This window comes from Mycobacterium colombiense, assembly GCF_003284935.1.
GTDB classification, from domain to species: domain Bacteria; phylum Actinomycetota; class Actinomycetes; order Mycobacteriales; family Mycobacteriaceae; genus Mycobacterium; species Mycobacterium arosiense_A.
This window is the reverse complement of sequence record NZ_QMEV01000025.1, coordinates 46,641-65,542: the sequence shown is the minus strand read 5'-3', so window position 1 is coordinate 65,542 and position 18,902 is coordinate 46,641. Positions and strand designations below refer to the sequence as shown.

Annotated in this window: 18 protein-coding genes; 12 read left to right on the top strand and 6 right to left on the bottom strand. The window is 69.6% G+C overall.

Annotated elements, in window-relative coordinates; all coding sequences use genetic code 11:
• The 4 genes from DQP57_RS13685 to modA form a co-directional block, all read right to left on the bottom strand.
• Positions 1 to 953, bottom strand: a 953-nt coding sequence (locus tag DQP57_RS13685; RefSeq protein ID WP_112633451.1) for an alanine and proline-rich secreted protein Apa, incomplete at its 3' end; no start/stop codon positions are given.
• A gap of 122 nt (positions 954 to 1,075) precedes the next feature.
• Positions 1,076 to 2,179: a sulfate/molybdate ABC transporter ATP-binding protein gene (locus DQP57_RS13680; RefSeq protein ID WP_112633450.1), complete on the bottom strand. Its 1,104-nt coding sequence runs from the start codon at positions 2,177 to 2,179 to the stop codon at positions 1,076 to 1,078.
• Positions 2,176 to 2,976 carry an ABC transporter permease gene (locus DQP57_RS13675; protein ID WP_112633449.1) on the bottom strand — a complete coding sequence of 267 codons (801 nt, stop codon included), beginning with the start codon at positions 2,974 to 2,976 and terminating at the stop codon, positions 2,176 to 2,178. Before DQP57_RS13675 ends, DQP57_RS13680 begins: the two co-directional genes overlap by 4 nt.
• Before the next feature lie 9 nt (positions 2,977 to 2,985).
• Positions 2,986 to 3,762 (bottom strand): molybdate ABC transporter substrate-binding protein, encoded by a 777-nt coding sequence (gene modA, locus DQP57_RS13670; RefSeq protein WP_112633448.1) that lies wholly within the window; start codon positions 3,760 to 3,762, stop codon positions 2,986 to 2,988.
• Between the two features lie 182 nt (positions 3,763 to 3,944).
• On the opposite strand from modA, the gene DQP57_RS13665 reads away from it, so the two are divergent.
• From DQP57_RS13665 to DQP57_RS13655, 3 genes are all read left to right on the top strand, one after another.
• A complete protein-coding gene (locus DQP57_RS13665; protein WP_112633447.1) occupies positions 3,945 to 4,622 on the top strand; it encodes an SDR family oxidoreductase in 678 nt (225 codons plus the stop codon).
• A 46-nt stretch (positions 4,623 to 4,668) separates the two neighbouring features.
• A complete protein-coding gene (locus tag DQP57_RS13660) occupies positions 4,669 to 5,592 on the top strand; it encodes an LLM class F420-dependent oxidoreductase (protein WP_205869117.1) in 924 nt (307 codons plus the stop codon).
• Between the two features lie 186 nt (positions 5,593 to 5,778).
• Positions 5,779 to 7,164: an NAD(P)/FAD-dependent oxidoreductase gene (locus DQP57_RS13655; protein ID WP_112633445.1), complete on the top strand. Its 1,386-nt coding sequence runs from the start codon at positions 5,779 to 5,781 to the stop codon at positions 7,162 to 7,164.
• A gap of 47 nt (positions 7,165 to 7,211) precedes the next feature.
• On the opposite strand, the gene DQP57_RS13650 is transcribed toward DQP57_RS13655, so the two are convergent.
• A complete protein-coding gene (locus DQP57_RS13650; RefSeq protein ID WP_430919148.1) occupies positions 7,212 to 7,607 on the bottom strand; it encodes a PaaI family thioesterase in 396 nt (131 codons plus the stop codon).
• Positions 7,608 to 7,953: 346 nt separating this feature from the next.
• Here DQP57_RS13650 and DQP57_RS13640 point away from each other — a divergent pair, with 346 nt between their 5' ends.
• The 7 genes from DQP57_RS13640 (at position 7,954) to mbtN (ending at position 15,463) form a co-directional block, all read left to right on the top strand.
• Positions 7,954 to 8,373 carry a BlaI/MecI/CopY family transcriptional regulator gene (locus tag DQP57_RS13640; protein ID WP_112633444.1) on the top strand — a complete coding sequence of 140 codons (420 nt, stop codon included), beginning with the start codon at positions 7,954 to 7,956 and terminating at the stop codon, positions 8,371 to 8,373.
• Between the two features lie 14 nt (positions 8,374 to 8,387).
• Entirely contained in the window at positions 8,388 to 9,338 is a 951-nt protein-coding gene (locus DQP57_RS13635) for a M56 family metallopeptidase (protein WP_112633443.1), read from the top strand.
• 99 nt (positions 9,339 to 9,437) lie between these two features.
• The gene (gene gndA / locus DQP57_RS13630; protein WP_112633442.1) at positions 9,438 to 10,907 is read left to right on the top strand and encodes an NADP-dependent phosphogluconate dehydrogenase; all 1,470 of its coding nucleotides are present in this window, start codon (positions 9,438 to 9,440) and stop codon (positions 10,905 to 10,907) included.
• Positions 10,908 to 10,957: 50 nt separating this feature from the next.
• The gene (locus DQP57_RS13625) at positions 10,958 to 12,394 is read left to right on the top strand and encodes a GuaB1 family IMP dehydrogenase-related protein (RefSeq protein WP_112633441.1); all 1,437 of its coding nucleotides are present in this window, start codon (positions 10,958 to 10,960) and stop codon (positions 12,392 to 12,394) included.
• A 53-nt stretch (positions 12,395 to 12,447) separates the two neighbouring features.
• Positions 12,448 to 12,723, top strand: coding sequence for an acyl carrier protein (locus tag DQP57_RS13620; protein WP_112633440.1), 276 nt, complete (start codon positions 12,448 to 12,450; stop codon positions 12,721 to 12,723).
• Positions 12,716 to 14,278 (top strand): long-chain-fatty acid--ACP ligase MbtM, encoded by a 1,563-nt coding sequence (mbtM, locus tag DQP57_RS13615; RefSeq protein WP_112633439.1) that lies wholly within the window; start codon positions 12,716 to 12,718, stop codon positions 14,276 to 14,278. The genes DQP57_RS13620 and mbtM overlap by 8 nt, the downstream gene beginning before the upstream one ends.
• Positions 14,279 to 15,463 carry a mycobactin biosynthesis acyl-ACP dehydrogenase MbtN gene (gene mbtN / locus DQP57_RS13610; protein WP_112633438.1) on the top strand — a complete coding sequence of 395 codons (1,185 nt, stop codon included), beginning with the start codon at positions 14,279 to 14,281 and terminating at the stop codon, positions 15,461 to 15,463. It begins immediately after the preceding gene.
• Here the strand turns inward: mbtN and DQP57_RS13605 are convergent.
• Entirely contained in the window at positions 15,430 to 16,047 is a 618-nt protein-coding gene (locus tag DQP57_RS13605) for a GNAT family N-acetyltransferase (RefSeq protein ID WP_112633437.1), read from the bottom strand. The genes mbtN and DQP57_RS13605 overlap by 34 nt on opposite strands.
• A 307-nt stretch (positions 16,048 to 16,354) precedes the next feature.
• Between DQP57_RS13605 and DQP57_RS13600 the strand changes: the two genes are divergently transcribed.
• Positions 16,355 to 17,725, top strand: coding sequence for a hemolysin family protein (locus DQP57_RS13600; protein WP_112633436.1), 1,371 nt, complete (start codon positions 16,355 to 16,357; stop codon positions 17,723 to 17,725).
• Positions 17,722 to 18,762 carry a hemolysin family protein gene (locus tag DQP57_RS13595; protein ID WP_112633435.1) on the top strand — a complete coding sequence of 347 codons (1,041 nt, stop codon included), beginning with the start codon at positions 17,722 to 17,724 and terminating at the stop codon, positions 18,760 to 18,762. Before DQP57_RS13600 ends, DQP57_RS13595 begins: the two co-directional genes overlap by 4 nt.
• The last annotated feature ends 140 nt before the right edge of the window (positions 18,763 to 18,902 follow it).

Here is an 18,902-nt window from a genome sequence, read left to right as displayed (position 1 = left end):
TCGGGGTCGGTGTAGCGCGGCCGGGCCGCGGGTACCGCTGCTCCTGGTGCCGGCGCGGGCGCACCGGGGGCCCCCGGAACGGCGGGTGGTGCCGCCGGCGGCGTCCAGGCCTGGATCGACTCGGTGAGCGCCTTCGCCGCGCCCCGATCCACCGGGTCATTCGAGGTTCCGAGCCACACCACAAACCAGCGTTGGGCGGTGCCGCCGTTGGCCGCACCGATGACGCCCGTCCAGATCTGGCCGTTGGGCTTGGACGCGTCGCTGAACTTGACTTCGTAATACGACGCGCTGCCGGTGCTGCCGTTGCTTCCGTTGAGCGGGGTGGCGTCCTGGTTGATCCGGGTGCCGGGGTAGGGCATGAAGAACTCGCCCATGTCCGACCCCAGCCGCACGGCGGCCTTGGCGTTGTTGGCTTCCGCACTGGCGTAGAGCTTTTGGTCCAGGCGGCCCATCACGATGCGGGTGTCGTTGGCGACGGCCGGCGGCTGGTCAGGCATCGGCGGTGGGCCGGTGACCTTGCTCAGCAGCGCCGAGCCGTAGTCGAGGTGCGACGCGTCCGACTCCACCCAACCGGCGGGCAGGACGTAGCTGAATCCCCCGACCGCGTTGGTGATCCGCCCGGCGTTCGGGTCGGCCGGCGGTGGCGGCGGCGCGTTCGGGTCGACGGGTGGCGGCGGGGCGCCGTTCGGGTTGGCCGGCGGCGGCGGGGCGGCGTTGGGATCACCGGGCGCCGGTTGCCCGTTCGGCGCCTGGGCGGCCGGGGGCACCGTGGTCGCCGGCGCGCCGGGCGGGGCCGTGGCCGTGGTCGGCGGGACCGGGGTCGGCACCTCGGGATCGGCGTTCGAGGTTGCCGGCAACGCGATGGCGACTGCGCTGGCGCCGGTCACCGTGGTGATCGCCAGGGTCGTCCACAGTCCTTTGCGACGGGTCGAGGTCGGATCCACCTGCTCCATGGCGACGAACCTACCGTGTTACCGCTGTGACGCAAGGATGCATTGCGACGAATGCGGTGCCGATTTACCGATGTTGCCAATGTGCAACCTTGTTCGGACGGCGCGGCTCCTCGGCGGCCGGATCACCGGGCGGCGGGATGCAGCGCCACTTCATGGGCCTTGACCGAGAACCACACTCGGTCGCCGGGCACCAACTGCAGTTCCGAAGCGGCGTCGACGGTGATCTCCGCGGCCAGGCCCGGGGCGCCGTCGGGTTGCTGCGTACCGCGCACCAGCACCGCGGGGCCGCGGACATCCATTTCCGCGACCGTGACCTCGACGGTGTTGCGGGGGCTACCGTGCGGCCGGTCGCGGTAGACGGCCACCGCCGTCGGTGGAAACACCGCGATCGCGCGCTGTTGCGGCGAAAAGCCTTCGCCGCCCTGCGCGGGGGCCGCATACCAGCGGTCGCCGGAGTCCGCGCGCAGCGAGCCGTCACCGCCAACGGTTCCATTCACCAGGTTGATGCCGGCGATCCGGGCCGCGAAATGACTGCGCGGTGAGGTGAGAACGGCTGGGACCGGACCGATTTCGGCGATCTTGCCCGCCTCCAGCACCAGGACGCGATCGGCCAGGGTGAACACGTCCAACAGGTCATGGGTGACCAGGACCGCCGCGCAGCCGATGCGGGTGATCACCCGGCGCAGCACCGCCCGGATCGCGGCGGCCGCGGCGACGTCGAGGCCGGCCAGCGGTTCATCGAGCAGCAACACGTCGGGTTCGGCGGCCAGCGCCCGGGCGATCGCGACCCGCTGAGCCTGCCCGCCGGACAGCTGCCGCGGCTTTCGGTCGGCCAGGCCCTGCGCGTCCACCTCGCGCAGCCAGCGCATTGCCGTCTCAGTCTCGGCGGCGCGGGCGCCGCGAAACCTCGCCCGGCGGCTGTGCGGCCCGAACGCGACGTTGGCGGCGACGCTCAGGTGCGGGAACAGGAGTGCGTCCTGCAGCAGCAGACCGACCCGGCGATCGTGCGTCGCCACGCTTGTCCCGGCCGCGGTGTCCGTCAGGACCCGATCCCCCAGCCGCACCACCCCGTGGTCGGGCCGAAGCAGCCCGGCGATGACATGCAGCACGGTCGATTTGCCCGCGCCGTTGGGGCCGAGCACGGCGAGCACCTCACCGGCGGACACCGAGAACTCTACGTCCACCCCGCGGTCCGCGACGACCGCGCGCAGCTGCAATTCGCTCATGATTGCCCGGTGTCAGTCCCGGTCAGCCGGCGGCTGCCTAGGCCCAGCACCACCAGGGCCGCCACGACCACCAGCAGGATCGACAGCGCCACAGCGGCATTGGCGTCGGTCACCCGCTGCAGGTAGATCTCCAGCGGCAGCGTGCGGGTCACCCCCTGGCGGGATCCGGCGAACGTCAGCGTCGCGCCGAACTCCCCCAGCGAGCGGGCGAAGGCCAGCACCGCCCCGGAGACCACCCCCGGCAACAGCAGCGGCAAGGTGACCCGCCACCAGACGGCGCTCGGGCGCGCCCCCAGCGTCGCGGCCACCAGCTCGAAATCGGCGCCCGCGGTGCGCGCGGCGCCCTCGAGGGAGATCACCAGGAACGGCAGCGAGACGAAGGTCTGCGCCAGCACCACGGCGGTGGTGCTGAACGCGATGCCGATGCCGGCGGCCTCCAGATACCGGCCGAGCAGTCCGAGCCGGCCGAACGCGTACAGCAGCGCGATGCCACCCACCACGGGCGGCAGCACCAGGGGCAGCAGGATCAGCGGCCGGAGCACGCGGACCACCCGCGCCGTGCTGCGCGCCAGCACCAGCGCCAGCGGCACCCCGAACATCACGCACAGCAGCGTGCTGGCGGCGGCGGTCTTCAGGCTCAGCAACAGCGCCGTGCGCGACGACGAGCTGGTGATCAGCGACCAGAAATGCGGCCAGTCGACCTTGACCGCGATGGCCAGCAGCGGCAGCACCACGAAGACGGCTCCCGCCGCGGCGGGGAGGTAGACCCAGCGGGGCAGATCCGTCGGCCGGTGCATGGGCGGCGCTCAGGGTTTCGCGAAGCCGGCCTCGGCCAGGATCTGCTGCCCGGTCGGCGAGGTCACCAGGTCGACGAACTTGTGCGCCTGCGTGGCGAGCGGTGCCTTCTTCAGCACGCCGATGGGATAGACGTTCACCGCACGGGCGGCCTCCGGGAACGCCACGGTCGCGACCTTGCCGCCGGCGTTCTTGGCGTCGGTGACATAGACCAGCGCGGCGTCGGCCTGGCCGCTGGTGACCTTGTTGAGCGCATCGGTCACGCTGGGTTCCTCGCTGATCGGGTTGAGGCGCACGCCGGTGCTGTCTTCGACGCGCCGGGTGGCCGCCCCGCACGGCACCGGCTGCTGGCAGGTCACCACGGTGAGGCCGGGTCCGGCCAGATCGGCGAAGGAGCCGATGCGCTTCGGGTTGCCCGGCGCGGTCACGATGACCAGCGTGTTCGATGCGAAGTTCGTCGGGTCGGCGCTCAGCAAGCCGGCCTTGCTGACCGTATCCATCTGCGCGGTGTCGGCCGAGGCGAACACGTCGGCCGTCGCGCCCTGCGTCAGCTGGGTCGCCAGATCGGACGAGCCGGCGAACTCGAAGTCGACGCCGACACCCGGATTCTGGGTCTTGAACTGCTGGGCGAGCTGGGTGAACGCCGGCTTGAGCGAGGCCGCGGCGAACACCACCACCTTGCCGGAGGTCTGCGAGGGCTGCGCAGACGGCGACGTCGAACCGCATCCGGCCAGCCCCGCTGCCAGCACCGTCGAAACCACCGCGGCCTGCATCCCGATCCGACGCATGGGTGAACCCTAGCCCGCCGATAATGCGGTCCGCCCGGCGGCTGAATCGCCGCAAGAAAGTGACCGCCGAATAGTTACGCAACTGATCCGCGCGTCGCACCGGCGAAAGTTTCGCCGGCTAGCTACTGTCCAGTAACATATCGGGGGATCGATGCCATAACGCGCGTGCACACGAGGAGGTCATGGCAGTGGAGGTGCTGGTTACCGGCGGAGACACGGAGCTGGGGCGCACGGTAGCCGAGGGCTTCCGCAATGACGGCCACAAGGTGACCCTGGTGGGCGCGCGCAAGAGCGACGTGGAGATCGCGGCCAAAGAGCTGGAAGTCGAGGCGATCGTCTGCGACACCACCGACCCGGCCAGCCTCGAAGAGGCCCGTCCCCTGTTCCCGCATCACCTGGACACCATCGTCCACGTGCCCGCGCCCACGTGGGAGGCCGGCGACCCGCGCACCTATTCGATCGCCGATACCGCCGGCGCGTGGCGCAATGCCCTTGACGCGACGGTGCTTTCGGCGGTGTTGACCGTGCAGGCCGTGGGCGATCACCTGCGCTCGGGTGGCTCCATCATCAGCGTGGTGCCCGAGAACCCGCCGGCCGGCAGCGCCGATGCCGCGATCAAAGCCGCGCTGTCGAACTGGGCCGCGGGCCAGGCGGGTGTCTTCGGCACCCGCGGCATCACCGTCAACGTGGTGGCGAGTGGACGCAGCGCCGAGGCCGGCTACGACGGGCTGTCGCGCACGCCGGCGCCGGTGGCCACCGAGACCGCCCGGTTGGCGCTGTTCTTGACCACGTCGGCGGCTCGCCACATCACGGGACAGACGCTGCACGTCAGCCACGTGGCGCTGGCCCGTTTCGCCTGAGGCGTAACGCGCGTCCTTCTTTCGGGCCGGGCCGGTCGCTACGGTAATTCTCGTGGCAATTCGACTCGGTCTGCAGATTCCCAACTTTTCCTACGGCACCGGGGTTGACCAACTCTTCCCCACCGTCATCGCCCAGGCCCGCGAAGCCGAATCCGCCGGATTCGACTCGGTTTTCGTGATGGACCACTTCTACCAGCTGCCGATGCTGGGCTCCCCCGATCAGCCGATGCTGGAGGCCTACACCGCCCTCGGGGCGCTGGCCACCGCCACCGAGCGGGTGCAGCTAGGCACGCTGGTGACCGGCAACACGTATCGACACCCGAGCCTGCTCGCGAAGATCATCACCACGCTGGACGTGGTGAGTCAGGGACGGGCGATTCTGGGCATCGGCACGGGATGGTTCCAGCTCGAGCACGAGCAATTGGGCTTCGAATTCGGCACCTTCACCGACAGGTTCAACCGGCTCGACGAGGCCCTGGAGATCATCTTGCCGATGATCTCCGGCGAGCGGGCCACCGTCTCGGGCAAGTGGTACCAAACCAGCGAGGCGTTCGCCAATCCCCGTTTCCGCGAACACATTCCGTTGATGATCGGCGGCAGCGGCGAGAAGAAGACCATCCCGCTCGCCGCCCGGCATTTCGACCACCTCAACGTGATCGCGGGGTTCGACGAGTTGCCGCGCAAGCTGGACGCCGTGCGCCGGTCCTGCGAGGAAGTGGACCGCGACCCCGCCACTTTGGAGACCAGCACGCTGACCACGGTGCTGATCGACGACAACGCGAGCCTCGACCAGATTCCCGCCGAGATGACGCAACGCATGGTGGTCGGGACGCCGGACTCGGTCGCCGATCAGATCAAGTCCAAGGTGATCGACGCGGGCATCGACGGCGTCATCATCAACCTGCCCTTCTACACGCCCGGCGTCATCGAGGCGGCCGGCGCCGCGCTGCGTCCGATCGTCGGCCTGTAGGTCTTTGGCCAGCTCAGCGCGCTGGCCCACGCGGCATGACGAGTATCACTGTGGGCGACCAGCAGTGATACAGACGATGTGTTTGATTACACATGTTGCCAGCTAGGTTTGGGGGTATCCGCCTGACTAGCGTGGTGTCTGACTGCAGTCGCGCGTCCAGAAGCCCTCGTCAGGAGCAGCGGAAACATGAGCCCCCAGCCAGGAACGACAGATGGACCGGAGCGTCGTCACCAGGTCGTCATCATCGGCTCCGGTTTCGGCGGGCTGAACGCGGCGAAGAAACTCAAGCACGCCAACGTCGACATCAAGCTGATCGCCCGGACCACCCACCACCTCTTCCAGCCGCTGCTGTACCAGGTGGCGACCGGCATCGTGTCCGAAGGCGACATCGCACCGCCCACCCGGGTCGTGCTGCGCAGGCAGCGCAACGTCCAGGTGCTGCTCGGTGACGTCACCCACATCGATCTCGAGGGCAAGTTCGTGGTGTCCGACCTGCTCGGGCACAGCTACGACACCCCCTACGACAGCCTGATCATCGCCGCCGGCGCCGGCCAGTCCTATTTCGGCAACGACCATTTCGCCGAGTTCGCGCCGGGCATGAAATCGATCGACGACGCCCTGGAGGTGCGCGGCCGGATCCTGAGCGCGTTCGAGCAGGCCGAGCGCTCTCGTGATCCGGAGCGACGGGCCAAGCTGCTGACGTTCACGGTGATCGGGGCCGGGCCCACCGGCGTCGAAATGGCCGGGCAGATAGCGGAATTGGCGAAGGACACGTTGCGGGGCTCCTTCCGGCACATCGACTCGACGAAGGCGCGGGTGATCCTGCTTGACGCCGCGCCGGCCGTGCTGCCGCCCTTCGGCGAGAAGCTGGGTAAGCGCGCGGCCGACCGGCTGGAAAAGCTGGGCGTGGAGATCCAGCTCGGAGCAATGGTCACCGACGTCGACCGCAACGGCATCACGGTCAAGGACTCCGACGGCACCGTGCGGCGCATCGAATCGGCGTGCAAGGTGTGGTCCGCCGGCGTGTCCGCCAGCCCGCTGGGCCGCGACCTCGCCGATCAGTCGTCGGTCGAACTGGACCGGGCCGGGCGCGTCAAGGTGCTGCCCGACCTGTCGGTGCCCGGCCACCCGAACGTGTTCGTGATCGGCGACCTGGCCGCCGTCGAGGGCGTGCCGGGTGTGGCGCAGGGCGCCATTCAGGGCGCCAAGTACGTCGCCAGCATCATCAAGGCCGAGCTCGGTGGCGCCAACCCCGCCGACCGGGAGCCCTTCCAGTACTTCGACAAGGGCTCCATGGCCACGGTGTCGCGGTTCTCCGCGGTCGCCAAGATCGGCCCGGTCGAGTTCAGCGGCCTGTTCGCCTGGTTCGCGTGGCTGGTGCTGCACCTGGTGTACCTGGTCGGGTTCAAGACCAAGATCAGCACGCTGCTGTCCTGGACGGTGACGTTCCTGAGCACCCGGCGCGGTCAGCTCACCATCACCGAGCAGCAGGCGTTCGCCCGCACCCGGCTCGAACAGCTGGCGGTGGTCGCCGCCGAGGCCAACCGGCCTGCGGCCAGACGCGCCAGTTAGCCTGTCCGACAACGCAATTCAGTGACCGCCGGGCACGGCTCGCCGGTTCAGCGGATCTCGAGGTTCTGCAGTCGCACCTGACCGCGGGCGACGACGCGGTCCTCGTCGTCGGTGATGGTGACCAACCACAACTGCTGGCTGCGTCCGCGGTGGATCGGCTCGACGGTGCCGTACACCATGCCCGAGCCGATCGAGCGCAAAAAGTCGGTGTTGTTGTTGACACCCACCACATTTCCGCCGCCGCGGGTGGCCAGCCACGTGTAGGCGGCCACGCTCGCCATGCTTTCGATCATCGAGCAGTAAACGCCGCCGTGCACCAAACCCATCGGCTGCAACAGCTTGGGGGTGACCTCGAGCTGGGCGCGCGCCCCGTCGGGGCTCAGTTCGGTGAATTGCAGCCCGATCTCGCGGTCGAAGGGTGCGGAGAAGTCCGGCGGGATCATGGCGTTCTGCGGCTCTGGCACGCCCATGTGTCTACACCATGGCTCCGCAGGCGATTGCGCAGCGGGATCTGGCCCGGAAACGGCTGAGCCCCGTGCCTTGAAGGCACGGGGCTCGCCGATCGAGTAGACCGGGGGTCACTGCAGCCCTCAGGACTCTCACACGGTCCGTTATCGCTCGACTCGATCAGCATAGGCAAGGCTGCCCTAACTTTGCAAGGGGTATTGTTCTTCTTGTTCGCCCCGGGGGCGCGCGCGGCGGCCGACACAGTGATTTGTCAGCTTTCCGTACGACCGTCGGTAGTAAGCCGGAGTACGCTGGTTTCGACGCTCAGGAGATGAACGAACTATGGCCAAACTGACTCGGCTGGGGGATCTGGAACGGGCCGTCATGGACCACCTGTGGTCCACGCCCGAGCCGCAGACCGTTCGCCAGGTCCATGAGGCGTTGTCGGCACACCGCGATCTCGCCTACACCACGATCATGACGGTGCTGCAACGGCTGGCCAAGAAGAACCTGGTCTCCCAGATCCGGGACGACCGGGCGCACCGATACGCGCCGGTGCACGGTCGCGACGAGCTGGTCGCCGGACTCATGGTCGACGCGCTGGCCCAGGCCGAAGATTCCGGGGGCAGGCAGGCCGCGCTGGTGCACTTCGTGGAACGTGTCGGCGCCGACGAGGCCGAGGCGCTGCGGCGCGCGCTCGCCGAACTGGAAGCCAATCAACGCAATAACTCGCCATCTGCTGGCGCTGCACCGGAGGCCTGAGGGACACTTACAGTGTGTCCGCGCTGGCTTTCACCATTCTCGCGGTGCTACTGACCGGTCCGGTGCCGGCGATGTTGGCACGCGCGCGCTGGCCGCTGCGCGCTCCCCGCGCCGCCATGGTGCTCTGGCAGGCCGTGGCGCTGGCCGCGGTGCTGTCGGCGTTCAGCGCCGGTATCGCGATCGCCACCCGACTGTTGATGCCCGGCCGCGACGGGCGTCCCACGACCAGCATCGTCGGCGCCGCCGACCGCCTCGGCTGGCCGCTGTGGACGGCATATGTCAGCGTCTTCGCGCTGACCGTGCTGGTCGGCGCCCGGCTGATGGTCGCCGTGGTCCGGGTGGCCATCGCCAACCGGAAACGACGGGCCCACCATCGCATGGTGGTCGACCTGGTCGGAGTCGGGCACGGCGCGGCGCTGTCCCAGCCCTGCGCCCGCACCCGCGACCTTCGCGTGTTGGACGTCCCCCAGCCGCTCGCCTACTGCCTGCCCGGCGTGCGCAGCCGCGTGGTGGTCAGCGAGGGAACGCTGAGCACGCTCGCCGACGCCGAGGTGGAGGCCATCCTCACCCACGAGCGCGCCCACCTTCGGGCGCGCCACGACCTGGTCTTGGAAGCCTTCACCGCCGTGCACGCGGCCTTCCCGCGACTGGTCCGCAGCGCCAACGCGCTCGGCGCGGTCCAGTTGCTGGTCGAGCTGCTCGCCGACGACGCCGCGGTGCGCGCCGCCGGTCGCGCTCCCCTGGCCCGGGCGCTGGTCGCCTGCGCGTCCGGGCGGGCCCCGTCGGGCGCGCTCGCCGCCAGCGGCCCCAGCACGGTGCTGCGAGTGCGCCGCCTGGGTGGACGCGGCAACAGTCCCCTGCTGTCGGCGGCGGCGTACCTGGCCGCGGCCGCCGTATTCGTGGTGCCCACGGTCGCGCTGGCCGTCCCGTGGCTCACCGAGCTGGAACGCCTGTTCAACCTCTGACGCCGCCAAGAACCGAGCACCCCGGGCGCGTCACTGTTCGCTGTGCCACAGTGTCACCGAAAGCTTTTCGGAAAGTTCTCCACATTGAGAGGCGACAACATGAGTCCGTCGGATGCCCACTCCGGATCCAAGACCGGCACCGCGCAGATCGGCGTCACGGGCCTGGCCGTGATGGGTTCGAACATCGCCCGCAACTTCGCCCGGCACGGCTACACGGTGGCGCTGCACAACCGCTCGGTCGCCAAGACGGATGCGCTGCTCAAGGAGCACGGCGACGAGGGCACGTTCGTGCGATCGGAGACCATCGCCGAGTTCCTGGACGCGCTGGAAAAACCGCGCCGGGTGCTGATCATGGTCAAGGCCGGTGACCCCACCGACGCCGTCATCAACGAGCTCGCCGAGGCCATGGAAGAAGGCGACATCATCATCGACGGCGGCAACGCCCTCTACACCGACACCATCCGCCGGGAGAAGGCCATCCGCGAGCGCGGGCTGCACTTCGTCGGCGCCGGCATCTCCGGCGGTGAGGAGGGCGCGCTGAACGGTCCGTCGATCATGCCGGGAGGTCCGGCCGAGTCGTACGAGTCGCTGGGCCCGCTGCTCGAGGAGATCTCCGCGCACGTCGACGGCGTCCCGTGCTGCACCCACATCGGCCCCGACGGCGCCGGGCACTTCGTCAAGATGGTGCACAACGGCATCGAATACTCCGACATGCAGCTGATCGGCGAGGCCTACCAGCTGCTGCGGGACGGACTCGGCAAGACCGCGCCCGAGATCGCCGACGTGTTCGCCGAGTGGAACAAGGGCGACCTGGACAGTTTTCTCATCGAGATCACCGCCGAGGTGCTGCGCCAGACCGACGCCAAGACGGGCAAGCCGCTGGTCGACCTCATCCTCGACGAGGCCGAGCAGAAGGGCACCGGCCGCTGGACGGTGAAGTCCGCGCTGGACCTCGGGGTGCCGGTGACCGGCATCGCCGAGGCCGTTTTCGCCCGGGCCCTGTCCGGCTCGGTCGCCCAGCGCAAGGCCACCACCGGCCTGGCTTCCGGTCGGCTGGGTGAAAAGCCAACCGCCGCGGCGCAATTCATCGACGACGTGAGCAAGGCGCTGTACGCGTCGAAAATCATCGCCTACGCGCAGGGCTTCAACCAGATCCAGGCGGGCAGCGCCGAGTACGACTGGGGCATCACCCCCGGCGACATGGCGACGATCTGGCGCGGCGGCTGCATCATCCGGGCCAAGTTCCTCAACCGGATCAAGGAGGCGTTCGACGACGACGCCGACCTGCCGTCTTTGATCGTCGCGCCCTATTTCCGCAGCGCCATCGAGGAATCGATCGACGGCTGGCGCCGGGTCGTGGTGAAGGCCACCGAACTCGGCATCCCGATCCCCGGCTTCGCCTCGGCACTGTCCTACTACGACGCGCTGCGCACCGAGCGGCTGCCCGCCGCACTCACCCAGGGCCTGCGGGACTTCTTCGGCGCGCACACCTACGGCCGCATCGACGACGACCCGGCCAAGCGTTTCCACACACTGTGGAGCGGGGATCGCACCGAAGTGCCCGCGTAGCGGGCGCACCGAAGGCGTGAAGGGGGCGTGAGTTTGGTGGGGCCACTGCGATGAGGTTTCTCGACGGGCACAGACCCGCATACGACCTGACCTACAACGACGTCTTCGTGATGCCCAACCGTTCGGACGTCGCGTCCCGCTTCGACGTCGACCTGTCCACCGACGACGGCTCCGGCACCACGATTCCCGTCGTCGTCGCCAACATGACCGCGGTGGCGGGGCGCCGGATGGCCGAGACGGTGGCGCGGCGCGGCGGCCTCGTCACCTTGCCCCAGGATCTCCCGATCACCGCGGTGCAGCAGACGGTGGAGTTCGTCAAGAGCCGCGACCTGGTGCTCGACACCCCGGTGGTGCTCGGGCCCGACGACTCGGTGTCCGACGCGACCGCGCTGATCCACAAGCGCGCGCACGGTGTCGCGGTGGTGGCCTTCGAGGGCCGCCCACTCGGCCTGGTGAGCGAGTCGTCGTGCCTGGGCGTGGATCGTTTCACCCGGGTGCGCGACGTCGCGATGACCGATTTCGTCAGTGCCCCCGTGGGGACGGACCCGCGCAAGGTCTTCGATCTGCTCGAGCAGTCGCCCCTCGGTGTCGCGGTCGTGACCAACGCCGACGGCGCGCTGGCCGGCGTGCTGACCCGCACCGGCGCCATCCGCGCGGGCCTGTACACCCCGGCCGTCGACGCGCACGGGCGGCTGCGGGTGGGCGCGGCCGTCGGCATCAACGGCGACGTCGGGGCCAAGGCGCGGTCGCTGGTCGAGGCCGGCATCGACGTGCTGGTCATCGACACGGCGCACGGGCACCAGGTCAAGACCATCGAGGCGATCCGGACCGTCGCGGCGCTGCAGCTGGGGGTACCGCTGGTGGCCGGCAACGTCGTCTCGGCGGAGGGCACCCGCGACCTGCTGGACGCCGGAGCCAACATCGTCAAGGTCGGTGTCGGACCGGGGGCGATGTGCACCACCCGGATGATGACCGGTGTCGGACGTCCCCAATTCTCCGCCGTTGTCGAATGCGCCTCGGCCGCAAGGGAATTGGGGGGGCACGTGTGGGCCGACGGCGGCGTCCGGCACCCGCGGGACGTGGCGTTGGCGCTGGCCGCCGGGGCCTCCAACGTGATGATCGGGTCGTGGTTCGCCGGCACCTACGAGTCGCCCGGCGACCTGATGCGCGACCGCGACGACCAGCCGTACAAGGAGAGCTACGGCATGGCCTCCAAACGGGCGGTGGCCGCGCGTAGCGGGGCGGACACCGCGTTCGACCGGGCCCGCAAAGCGCTGTTCGAGGAGGGCATCTCGACGTCGAGGATGGGGCTGGATCCGGCCCGCGGCGGCGTCGAGGACCTCCTCGATCACATCACCTCCGGGGTGCGCAGCACGTGCACCTATGTCGGAGCCGCAAACCTGGCGCAGCTGTATGACCGGGTGGTGATCGGGGTGCAGTCGACGGCGGGGTTCGCCGAGGGGCATCCGCTGCCGCAGGGGTGGTGACACAACGCAGTAAGGCTAGCCTTGCCTAACTCAGGCTGCTAACCTACTGCGCCATGACCTCCTCTTCCCCCACCTCTTCGGCCTCCCCTTCTCAAGTCAGCGCGGAACTGCTCAGCATCTTGCGCGACGAACTCAACGTCGACCCGTCCCGCGTGACGCCCGACGCACGGCTGGTCGACGACGTCGGACTGGATTCGGTGGCCTTCGCCGTGGGCATGGTGGCGATCGAAGAGCGGCTGGGCGTCTCGCTGTCGGAAGAGGAACTGCTGAGCTGCGACACGGTCGCAGACCTGCAGGCCGCGATCGCCGCGAAACCTCGCGATGAGTGAACTGGCCGCGGCGCTGACGGACGCGATGCGCACGGGCACCAGCGAACTGGTTGTCTTCGACCGCGAGACGTCGACGTGGGGCCACCACCCCTGGCCGGAAGTGCACGGGCTGGCCGAGAGCATCGCCGCGTGGCTGCTCGATCGGGGGCGCCCGGCCGCGCTGGGGCTCGTCGGCGAGCCGACGCTGGAGTTCGTCGCCGCCATCGCGGGCGCGTGGCTCGCCGGCGCCGGCGTGTCGATCCTGCCCGGCCCGGTCCGCGGCGCCGAGGGCCGGCAATGGGCGGCGTCGACGCTGACCCGCTTCCGCGGCATCGGCGTGCGCACCGTGTTGAGCCACGGCTCGCATCTGGACGGTTTGCAGGCGCTCGATCCGCCCGGCCCCGACGACATGGTCATCGAAAGCCTTGCCGCGGCAGCGCATACGGGCCGCTCCTGCTCCGCGGTCGGCACCGGCGCGAATCCGGCGATCTTGCAGGGGACCGCGGGATCCACCGGCTCGCCCAAGACGGCCATGCTCTCGCCGGGCGCGGTGCTGGCCAACCTGCGCGGGCTCAATCAGCGCCTCGGTGTGACCTCGGCCGACGTCGGCTGCTCGTGGCTGCCGCTGTACCACGACATGGGCCTGTCCTTCCTGCTCGCCTCCGCGCTGGGCGGGATGTCGCTATGGCTGGCGCCCACCGCGGCCTTCACCGCCTCGCCGTTTCGCTGGCTGAGTTGGCTGTCGGAGAGCAGGACGACGATCACCGCCGCGCCCAACTTCGCCTACAACCTGCTGGGCAGGTATGCCCGCCGGGTCTCCGGCGTGGACCTCGATGCCGTGCGGGTGGCCATCAACGGCGGCGAACCGGTCGACTGCGAGGGATACCAGCGGTTCGCCGAGGCGATGGCCCCGTTCGGATTCGACCCCGGCGCGGCCACGCCGTCCTATGGGCTGGCCGAATCGACCTGTGCCGTCACCGTGCCGGCGCCGGGCACCGGGCTGCGCGTGGCCAGCGTCGCCGACGAGACGGGGTCGCGTCGCCATGCCGTACTGGGCGAGCCGATTCCGGGCACCGAGATCCGCATCGCGCCGCACGACGACGCCCGGGGTCAGATCGGTGAGATCGAGATCCGCGGCGCGTCGATGATGGACGGCTACCGCGACCACCCGCCCGTGGACCGCGAGACCTGGTTCCCCACCGGCGATCTCGGCTTCTTCGACGAGGGCGGGCTGGTGGTGTGCGGCAGGGCCAAGGAGCTCATCACCCTCGCCGGCCGCAACATCTTCCCGACCGAGATCGAGACGGTCGCCGCGGGAGTCCGCGGCGTCCGGGAGGGCGCCGTCGTGGCGCTGGCCACCGGTGAACGGTCCGCGCGCCCCGGCTTGATCGTCGCGGCCGAATTCCGCGGGGCAGATCAGGCTGGCGCCCGTGCCGAGATCATTCAGCGCGTCGCATCCCTGTGCGGCGTCGTTCCCTCCGACGTGATCTTCATGGCACCGGGGTCGCTGCCCCGAACGTCGTCGGGCAAACTGCGCCGGCGGGAAGTCCGGCGCACCCTGGAGGCGGTGGACTAAGTGACGACGACATCCGCGACAACCGGGGCATCCGACCCCACCCTCGACGACTACCGGCGCCTGCTCGCCGGCGCCTTCAATGACCGCGTGCTGGCCTGGACGGCCGAAGCCGAAGCGCAGCAACGCTTTCCGCGTGAGCTGATCGAGCACCTAGGCGACTGCGGTGTGTTCAGCCAGAAGTGGGGCTCCGGCCCGCTGCCCGACGTGGCGCGGCTGGTGGAATTGGCGCTCGCGCTGGGCGGGTTGTCGTCGGCCGGCATCGGGGTCGGCGTCAGCCTGCACGACTCGGCCATCTGCGTGCTGCGCCGATTCGGCAGGTCGGACTACCTCAAGGACCTCTGCGAGCGGGCAATTCGTGGCCAGGTCGTGCTGTGCATCGGGGCCTCCGAGGAATCGGGCGGCTCGGATCTGCAGATCGTTCGCACCGAAATATCTTCTCGGAATGGCGGTTTCGCCATTCGCGGCATCAAGAAGTTCGTGTCGCTGTCCCCCATCGCAGACCACATCATGGTGGTGGCGCGCAGCGTCGACCACGACTCCACCAGCAAACACGGCAACGTCTCGCTGATCGCGGTGCCCACCGCGCAGGTCAGCGTGCAGCGCCCCTACCGCAAGGTCGGCGCCGGGCCGCTGGACACCGCCGCCGTGCACATCGACACCTGGGTGCCCGCCGACGCCCTGATCGCGCGGGCCGGCACCGGGCTGGCCGCCATCAGCTGGGGCCTGGCGCACGAACGGATGTCGATCGCCGGGCAGATCGCCGCCTCGTGCCAGCGGGCGATCGGAATCACCTTGGCCCGCATGATGACTCGACGCCAATTCGGTCACACGCTGTTCGAACATCAGGCGCTGCGGCTGCGGATGGCCGATTTGCAGGCGCGGGTCGATCTGCTGCGGCACGGCCTGATCGGCATCGCGGCGCAGGGCCGCCTGGACCTGCGCGCCGCCGCGGGAATCAAGGTGACCGCGGCCCGCCTCGGCGAGGAGGTGATGTCGGAGTGCATGCACATCTTCGGCGGCTCGGGCTATCTCGTCGACGAGACGCCCGTGGGGGCGTGGTGGCGTGACGTGAAGCTGGCCCGGGTCGGGGGCGGCACCGACGAGGTGCTGTGGGAGTTGGTGGCCGCCGGGATGGCGCCCGATTACCGCGGCTACGAGACGATGGTGGGGGCATTCAGCGCGTAGAGCGCCATGCGCCGGTTCGTCGTGTCGTGCTCACCGAGGAACTCACACCCCACGTACTCGCACAGCCTGCGCGCGGTGGTGTTGCGGTGATCGGGGTCGAACATGACCCGCCGGCACCGCGGCTCCGCCGAGAAGACGCTGGCCACGATCCGGGGCAACAGCATCGGGCCCAGGCCTCGGTTCACCAGTTTCAGGTCCGCGATGGCGGCGTGCAGTCCCAGGTCGTACGGCTCGGCGTCATAATAGCGGGAGATCAAATCCTTTGCACCCCAATATAATTCGAGGTAGGCGCAATCCCTGCCGCGGATGCTGCCCAGCAATGGCAGTGAATACGTCCCGTCCAGCTGGGCGCTCAGGTGCTGCCGCCACCGCGGCGCGGGCCAGTCGTATTCCCACGCCTGCGCCAGATGCGGGCGATTCATCCACTCGGTCACCATCTCCACGTCGTCGAGCCGCGCCACGCGCATCTCGAAGGGCGGATCCAGCGTGGGGACCGGTGGTCGGGGAATGCGAGCGACCTCATCGGGGATATCGAAGCGTTCGCGCGGAAGAACATGAATGGACGGCGTCTGAGCGTCGGACATAGTGCGGCAGAGCCTACCGGGTAAGGTTAGGCAACCCATACTCTGGCCGTGCGATGAGCCGAGCTGACCGGAGTGGCCCGGACTGGGCGGCGCCGTGCGGCCGCGGCCCGGGCTAGCATAAGACAGCAAAGACGGAAGCAACCGCGACCGCCCCGCCATCTGGCAGCGAAAGGATCGACGTGCCGCAGGCACCCGTGCAGGCCATCGGCTTGCGGGCGCACGGGCCGTCAGACGAATCGCCCGACGCGGAGCCTCCCCCGGCGCGTTCCCCGCTCGTCAACGCTTTCCCGCCGGGGCGGCGTAGGCCATGAACGTCACCGTCGCCGTGATCAGCGTTGTGGCGATCGCGGTGCTCATCTTCGGCAACGCCGTCTTCGTTGCCGCGGAGTTCTCGCTGACCACCTTGGACCGCAGCGCGGTCGAGGCCAACGCGCGCGGCGGCGGACGGCGCGATCGCTGGATCCGCCGCGCCCACCACCGGTTGTCGTTTCAGCTGTCCGGCGCGCAGCTGGGCATCTCGGTGACCACGCTGGCGGCCGGTTACCTGACCGATCCCATGGTGGACGACCTGCCGCACCCGTGGCTGGATGCCATCGGCATACCCGACAACGTCGGCGACGCGATCATGGCCTTCCTGGTGCTGGTGATCGTCACCTCGGTATCGATGGTGTTCGGCGAGCTCGTCCCCAAATACCTGGCGGTGGCCCGGCCGCTGTCCACGGCCCGCGCGGTCGTGAGCGCCCAGCTGCTGTTCTCGCTGCTGCTGACCCCGGCGATCCGGCTGACCAACGGCGCGGCCAACTGGGTCGTGCGCCGGCTGGGCGTCGAACCCGCCGAGGAGCTGCGGTCGGCCCGTTCACCGCAGGAGCTGTTGTCGCTGGTGCGTTCGTCGGCGCGCAGCGGCGCGCTGGACGCCGCCACGGCCGCCCTGGTGCGCCGATCGCTGCAGTTCGGCACCCTGAGCGCCGAGGAGCTGATGACGCCCCGGTCCAAGATCGTGGCGCTGCAGACCGATGACACGGTCGCCGACCTGGTGACCGCGGCCGCCGAGTCCGGATTCTCCCGCTTCCCCATCGTCGACGGCGACCTGGACGAGACGGTCGGCATCGTGCACGTCAAGCAGGTGTTCGCCATCCCGCGCGCCGAACGGGCCCGCACCCGGCTGATCACGGTGGCCCAACCCGTTCCCAAGGTGCCGTCCACCCTGGACGGCGACGCGGTGATGGCCGAGATCCGGGCCAACAGCCTGCAGACCGCGCTGGTCGTCGACGAATACGGCGGCACCGCAGGCATGGTGACCGTGGAGGACCTGATCGAAGAGATCGTCGGCGACGTCCGCGACGAGCACGACGACGCCACCCCGGACGTGGTGCCCGCCGGCAGCGGCTGGCGGGTGTCGGGCCTGCTGCGCATCGACGAGGTGGCCGCCGCCACCGGATTCCGGGCGCCCGAAGGCCCCTACGAGACCATCGGCGGGCTGGTGCTGCGCGAGATCGGTCACATCCCGGTGGCCGGTGACACGGTCAAGCTGCCCACGCTCGACGCCGACGGCCTGCTGGACGCGGTGACCCGCTGGCAGGCGACGGTCATCCGGATGGACGGCCGCCGGATCGACCTGCTCGAGCTGATCGAACTGAGCAATCACGGCGAGGTCCCCGCCGCCGGGGGGCGCCGATGAGCGACACCATGGGCCTGCTGCTGGCCTGCCTGCTGATCGGCATCAACGCGTTCTTCGTCGGCGCGGAGTTCTCGCTGATCTCCGCGCGCCGCGACCGCCTCGAGGCGCTGGCCGAGCAGGGCAAAGCGGCCGCGGTCACGGTGATCCGCGCCGGGGAGCAACTGCCGTCGATGCTGGCCGGTGCCCAGTTGGGCGTCACGGCCGCGTCCCTGCTGCTCGGGCGGATCGGCGAGTCGGCGGTGTCCAACGTGCTGCGAACCGCGCTGGGGCTCACCGGCATTCACCCGGCGCTGCTGCACACGCTGTCGTTCGCGATCGCGCTGGCGATCGTGGTGACCCTGCACGTGCTGCTGGGCGAAATGGTGCCGAAGAACATCGCGCTGGCCGGCCCCGAGCGCACCGCGATGCTGCTGGTCCCGCCGTATCTGGCCTACGTGCGCGCCGCCCGGCCCTTCATCGTGTTCTACAACAAGTGCGCCAACGTGGTGGTGCGCGCGTTCGGCGTCGAACCCAAGGACGAGCTGGAGATCACAGTCTCGCCCGTCGAGCTCAGCGAGATGATCGCGGAATCCGAATCCGAAGGCTTGCTGGACCGCGAGGAACGCACCCGGCTGACCCGGGCGCTGCAAATCCGCCACCGCGTCGTCGGTGACGTGGCGGTTCCCCTGGCCGCGGTGCATGCGGTACCGGTGGCCGCGGCGGGTTCGGGGCCGACCGTCGGGGCGGTCGAGCAGGCCCTGGCCCAGACCGGCTACTCCCGGTTCCCGGTGGCCAGCGTCAGCGGCGTGTTCGTCGGATATCTGCACATCAAGGACGTGCTGACGCTCGACGACGATCCGCTCACCGTCATCGATCTGGCGATGGTGCGGCCGCTGCCGCGGCTGTCCCGGTCACTGCCGCTGGCCGATGCCCTGTCCCGGATGCGCCGCAGCAACAGCCATCTGGCGTTGGTGACCGACGAAACCGGCGCCGTGGTCGCGATGGTGGCGATGGAAGACCTGGTTGAAGACCTCGTCGGGACCATGCGCGAGGCGTAGCGACACTGGCCGGCCGGAACGCTCGCCCGCAGCCCGTATGATCTTCACGGCTACCAGTTAAGAAAGTGCTGGAGAGCGAACGACCGCTGGCGCGCGGAACATGCGTTGCTGGACACAGATCCCGGTGCTCGCCGCAGCGT